The sequence below is a fragment of the Micromonospora maritima genome, assembly GCF_902825405.1.
GTDB lineage: Bacteria > Actinomycetota > Actinomycetes > Mycobacteriales > Micromonosporaceae > Micromonospora > Micromonospora maritima.
The window spans coordinates 1-5,561 of the sequence record NZ_CADEAU010000361.1; the positions used below are offsets into that span (position 1 = coordinate 1).

4 protein-coding genes and 1 pseudogene are annotated in these 5,561 nt (G+C 72.0%); 4 read left to right on the plus strand and 1 reads right to left on the minus strand.

The window, feature by feature from the left end; translation table 11 throughout:
* Nucleotides 1-249, minus strand: a 249-nt coding sequence (locus HUW36_RS34150; protein WP_217428868.1) for a hypothetical protein, incomplete at its 3' end; no start/stop codon positions are given.
* Between the two features lie 309 nt (nucleotides 250-558).
* On the opposite strand from HUW36_RS34150, the gene ppdK reads away from it, so the two are divergent.
* The 4 genes and pseudogenes from ppdK to HUW36_RS24415 all read left to right on the plus strand — a co-directional run.
* Nucleotides 559-3,267 (plus strand): pyruvate, phosphate dikinase, encoded by a 2,709-nt coding sequence (ppdK, locus tag HUW36_RS24400; protein WP_174530309.1) that lies wholly within the window; start codon nucleotides 559-561, stop codon nucleotides 3,265-3,267.
* 110 nt (nucleotides 3,268-3,377) lie between these two features.
* A complete protein-coding gene (locus HUW36_RS24405) occupies nucleotides 3,378-3,731 on the plus strand; it encodes a VOC family protein (RefSeq protein ID WP_174530310.1) in 354 nt (117 codons plus the stop codon).
* A 106-nt stretch (nucleotides 3,732-3,837) separates the two neighbouring features.
* Complete coding sequence (locus HUW36_RS24410) at nucleotides 3,838-5,067, plus strand: deoxyguanosinetriphosphate triphosphohydrolase (RefSeq protein ID WP_174530311.1); 1,230 nt, start codon at nucleotides 3,838-3,840, stop codon at nucleotides 5,065-5,067.
* 47 nt (nucleotides 5,068-5,114) lie between these two features.
* Nucleotides 5,115-5,477 (plus strand): annotated as a pseudogene (locus HUW36_RS24415) (siderophore-interacting protein); the annotation flags it as partial.
* Nucleotides 5,478-5,561 lie beyond the last annotated feature (84 nt).

Consider the following 5,561-nt stretch of genomic DNA (forward strand, 5'->3'; position numbering starts at 1 on the left):
CAGCTCGGCCGCGCTCGGGGAGACGTCGGGCAGGCCGGCGGCGGCCTCCGCGACACTCCGGGACGCGCCGGGGTGGGCGCTCGGGGAGGCGTCGGGCCGGGTGGTGGTCGGCTCGCACGTGCTCGCGGAAGCGTCGGGCTCGGTGCCGGTCGGCGAGGGGCCGTCGGGTTCGGCACCGGTCGGCCGAGGGACGGCGGGACGGACGGTCGGCTGCGGCCCGTTCTCGGGGGCGGCGGGGATGGTCGGCACGGCGACGGCTCCGGGGTGTATTTGCGCGGGATATGGCAAAGGTCAGGTTCGGCGATATCCAGTGCCGTCAAGAGTACGAGGGGAATCGGAATTGCGTGTTCCTGCGCGTGGAAGCGTTCCCAACAACCGGTACGGACGCGGGCAGTGGTGACTGTTGTGCCGATTGTCACCGAACGGTCCCAGGCCTCGCGAAGTTCGCTTAACCTTCGCCCACCGATCGCTGACGAGCCGGGATTACCGGTGGTCGCTCCCGGGGTATGTCCGAACTGAACCTTCGTTAAGTGTCAATGGCGCGCGTGGGAGGCTCTGGTGGCAGCGCAAGAGACGGTCGAGCACAAGTACGTCTACGACTTCGCCGAGGGCAACAAGGACCTCAAGGACCTGCTCGGTGGCAAGGGTGCCAACCTGGCCGAGATGACCAACCTCGGTCTGCCGGTCCCGCCCGGCTTCACCATCACCACCGAGGCCTGCAAGGCGTACCTGGCGACCGGGCGTGAGCCGGACGGCCTGGCCGGTCAGATCGAGACCCACCTGGAGTCGCTGGAACGCGAGATGGGCCGCCGCCTCGGCGACCCGGACGACCCGCTGCTGGTCTCCGTACGCTCCGGCGCCAAGTTCTCCATGCCCGGCATGATGGAGACCGTCCTCAACGTCGGCCTCAACGACCGCAGCGTGGTCGGCCTGAGCGCCCAAGCCGGGGGGAACGACAGGTTCGCCTGGGACTCCTACCGCCGCCTGATCCAGATGTTCGGCAAGACTGTCTGCGAGGTGCCGGGCGAGGAGTTCGAGCACGCGCTCGACGAGGCCAAGCGCGCCAAGGGTACGAAGAACGACCTCGACCTGGACGCCGACGACCTGCGCGGGCTGGTCGACGCGTACAAGCAGATCTTCGCCAAGCACACCGGCCGCGAGTTCCCGCAGGAGCCGCGCGAGCAGCTCGACCTGGCCATCCGCGCGGTCTTCGAGTCGTGGAACGCGGAGCGGGCGGTGCTCTACCGCCGTCAGGAGCGGATCCCGGCCGACCTGGGCACCGCGGTCAACGTGGTGAGCATGGTCTTCGGCAACCTCGGGCCCGACTCCGGCACCGGCGTCGCGTTCACCCGGGACCCGGGCAGCGGCGCGCAGGGCATCTACGGCGACTACCTGGCCAACGCCCAGGGCGAGGACGTGGTGGCCGGCATCCGCAACACCGTGCCGTTGCAGGAGCTGGAGCAGCTCGACAAGACCTCCTACGACGAGCTGCTCGGCATCATGGCCCGGCTGGAGGAGCACTACAAGGACCTCTGCGACATCGAGTTCACCATCGAGCGCGGCAAGCTCTGGATGCTCCAGACCCGGGTCGGCAAGCGCACCGCCGCCGCCGCGTTCGTCATCGCCGGCCAGCTCGTCGACGAGGGCCTGATCGACCTGGACGAGGCGCTGCACCGGGTCAACGGCGCACAGCTCGCCCAGCTGATGTTCCCGCGCTTCCAGCTCGACCACGACTTCCAGCCGGTCGCCAAGGGCATCGGCGCGTCCCCGGGCGCCGCGTCCGGGAAGGTGGTGTTCACCTCCGCGCGCGCCGTCGAGCTGGCCGCCGAGGGTGAGTCGGTGATCCTGGTCCGCCGGGAGACCAACCCCGACGACCTCAACGGCATGATCGCCGCCAAGGGCATCCTCACCTCGCGTGGCGGCAAGACCAGCCACGCCGCCGTGGTGGCCCGGGGCATGGGCAAGACCTGCGTCTCCGGCGCGGACGAGTTGGAGGTGAACGTCCCGGCGAAGAAGTTCACCGTCGGTGGGCACACCGTCGGCGAGGGCGACGTGGTCTCGATCGACGGCACCACCGGCAAGGTCTACCTGGGCGAGGTGCCGGTCATGCCGTCCGAGGTGGTGCAGTACTTCGAGGGCAGCCTCGACCCGGAGCACATCGACAACCCGCTGGTCCGGGCCGTACACCGGATCATGACGCACGCCGACGCGGCACGGCGGCTGCGGGTCCGCACGAACGCCGACACCGGGGCGGACGCGGCGCGGGCCCGGCGCTTCGGCGCCGAGGGCATCGGCCTGTGCCGCACCGAGCACATGTTCCTCGGCGACCGCCGGGAGCTGGTCGAGCGCCTCATCCTCGCCTCCGGCGAACGCGAGCGGGAGGACGCGCTCGCCGCGCTGCTGCCGTTGCAGCGGGCCGACTTCGTCGAGATCTTCCGGGAGATGGACGGCCTGCCGGTCACGGTGCGGCTGATCGACCCCCCGCTGCACGAGTTCCTGCCCCCGTTGGAGCAGCTCGCGGTCAACGTCGCGGTCGCGCAGGAGCGCGGCGAGGACGTGGCCAAGGAGGAGGCGCTGCTCTCCGCCGTCCGGCGGATGCACGAGGAGAACCCGATGCTGGGCCTGCGCGGCGTGCGGCTCGGCCTGGTCATCCCGGGCCTGTTCGCCATGCAGGTCCGCGCCATCGCCGAGGCCGCCGTCGCGGTCGCCCGCGACGGCGGGTCGGCCTGCCCGGAGATCATGGTGCCGCTGGTCGGCGCGGTCCAGGAGCTGGAGACGGTACGCGCCGAGGCCGAGAAGATCATCGCGGAGGTGGTCGCGGACAGCGGCGTCGAGGTGCTGATCGGCACGATGATCGAGGTGCCCCGGGCCGCGTTGACCGCCGGTCAGATCGCCGAGGCGGCCGAGTTCTTCTCCTTCGGCACCAACGACCTGACCCAGATGGGGTGGGGCTTCTCCCGCGACGACGTGGAGGGCGCGTTCTTCTGGCGCTACCTGGAGCTGGGCATCTTCGGCATCTCGCCGTTCGAGTCGATCGACGCCGACGGCGTCGGCCGGCTGGTCCGGATCGCCGCCGAGGAGGGCCGGGCGGCGCGGCCGGGGCTGAAGCTGGGCGTCTGCGGCGAGCACGGGGGCGACCCGGACTCGGTGCACTTCTTCCACGAGGTGGGCCTGGACTACGTCTCCTGCTCGCCGTTCCGGGTGCCGGTGGCCCGGCTGGAGGCCGGTCGCGCGGCCATCAGCACCACCGGCTCCGACTCCCGCTGAACGCGGCCGGGTGGGCCGCCGCCGATCCGCGGCGGCCCGCCCGGCGCGCCATCGGGGCCACGCGGGCGTAACCTGAGCTTCCGCCACGTGTCGATCAGGAGGGGTGTCCGATGACCGCCGTCTGGGAGAACCTGACCATCGACGCCCGGGACCCGTCCCGGCTGGCCCGCTGGTGGGCGGAGGCGCTCGGCTACCAGGTGACCGTCGACAAGCCGGACGAGGTGGAGATCCGGCGGACCCCCGACTCGGTGCCCGGGTTGGTCTTCGTCCCGGTGGCCGGTCCGAAGCCGGGAAAGAACCGGCTGCACATCGACCTGCGCCCGACCGACCAGGAGGCCGAGGTCGAGCGGCTTGTCGACATGGGCGCGCGGCACGTCGACATCGGGCAGGGCGAGGTGGAGTGGACGGTGCTGGCCGACCCGGAGGGCAACGAGTTCTGCGTGCTCCGGGAGCGCGAGGAGTGAGCCGGGTCTGCGAGCCCCGCAGTCGCGACCAAGGTGGGTCGGGAGCGCGAGGAGTGAGCCGGGTCTGCGAGCCCCGCAGTCGCGACCTGTGGCTGCTCCGGCAGAGGTGAACGGCGACGCGGAGCGGCTGGTCGCCGAGGCGCCGAAGGACACCGGCTACGGGCGGTCGCCGTTCGAACGGGACCGGGCCCGCGTGCTGCACTCGGCGGCGTTCCGCCGGCTCGCCGCGAAGACCCAGGTGCACGCCGCCGGCACCGACGACTTCCTGCGTACCCGGCTGACCCACTCGCTGGAGGTCGCGCAGATCGCCCGCGAGATAGGCGCCCGGCTCGGCTGCGACCCCGACGTGGTGGACACCGCCGGGTTGGCGCACGACCTGGGGCACCCGCCCTTCGGGCACAACGGCGAGTACGCCCTGGACGAGCTGGCCGCCGCGTGCGGCGGTTTCGAGGGCAACGCGCAGACGCTGCGGGTGCTCACCCGGTTGGAGGCCAAGGTGCTCACCCCGGACGGGCGTTCCGCCGGGCTGAACCTGACCCGGGCCGCGCTGGACGCGGTCGGCAAGTATCCGTGGCCGCGCCGGCCCGGCGAGCGCAAGTTCGGTGTGTACGCCGACGACCGCCCGGTCTTCGACTGGCTGCGCGCCGGCGCCCCGCCCGGTGCTCGCCGGTGCCTGGAGGCCCAGGTGATGGACTGGGCCGACGACGTGGCGTACTCGGTGCACGACGTCGAGGACGGCATCCACGGCGGGTACGTCGACCTGCGCCCGCTGCTCGTCGACGCGGACGAGCGGCGGGCGCTCTGCGCCGACGTGGCGGCCGCGTACTCCGGGGAGGCGCCGGAGGACCTGGGCGAGGTGCTGGCCGAACTGCTCGCCGAGCCGGCGCTCGCCCCGCTCGCCGCGTACGACGGCAGTCACCGGGCCCTCGCGGCGTTGAAGGCCACCACCAGCGTGCTCACCGGCCGCTTCGTGTCGAGCGTGGTGGCCGCCACCGAGGAACGCCACGGTCCCGGCCCGCATCGCCGCTACGCGGCCGACCTGGTGGTGCCGCGCCGGATCCGGGCGCAGTGTGCGCTGCTCAAGGGCATCGCGTTGCGCTACGTGATGCGTCGGCCCGGCGCCCGGGGGCGCTACGCCCGGCAGCGCGAACTCCTCGCCGAGCTGGTCGCCGTGCTGCTCGACCGGTCCCCGGACGCGCTCGACCCGGTCTTCGGCCCGCTCTGGCGCGAGGCGCCGGACGACGCCACGCGGCTGCGGGTGGTGGTCGACCAGGTCGCCTCGCTCACCGATCCGGCCGCGCTGGCCTGGCACGCCCGGCTGGTACCGGCGGGGTGACCGCACCGCGCCCGGCGTAGACGAGAAGTTAGGGTAACCTAAGAAGCATGACGGAACGCCCGAACACGCTCACCGCCGCCACGGTGGTCCGGACCGCACGGCCCACCCCGCACCTGATCCGCCTCGTGCTGGGCGGCGGCGAGCTGACCGGCCTGCCGGTGGGCGCGTACACCGACCACTACGTGAAGTTCGTCTTCCCGCCGGCCGGGGTGACCTACCCGCACCCGGTCGACATGGCCACCATCCGACGCGAGTTCCCGGCCGAGCAGTGGCCGCGGCTGCGGGCGTACACGGTGCGGGCCTGGGACGCGGCGGCCGGCGAGCTGACCGTGGACGTCGTCCACCACGGCGACGAGGGGCTGGCCGGCCCGTGGGCGGCCGCGCTGCGTCCCGGTGACCCGGTGCTCTTCAGATCGGAAGAGCGTCGTGTAGGGAAAGAGTGTTCAGAGCGGTGTAGATCTCGGTGGTCGCCGTATCATTAAAAAAAAAAACAC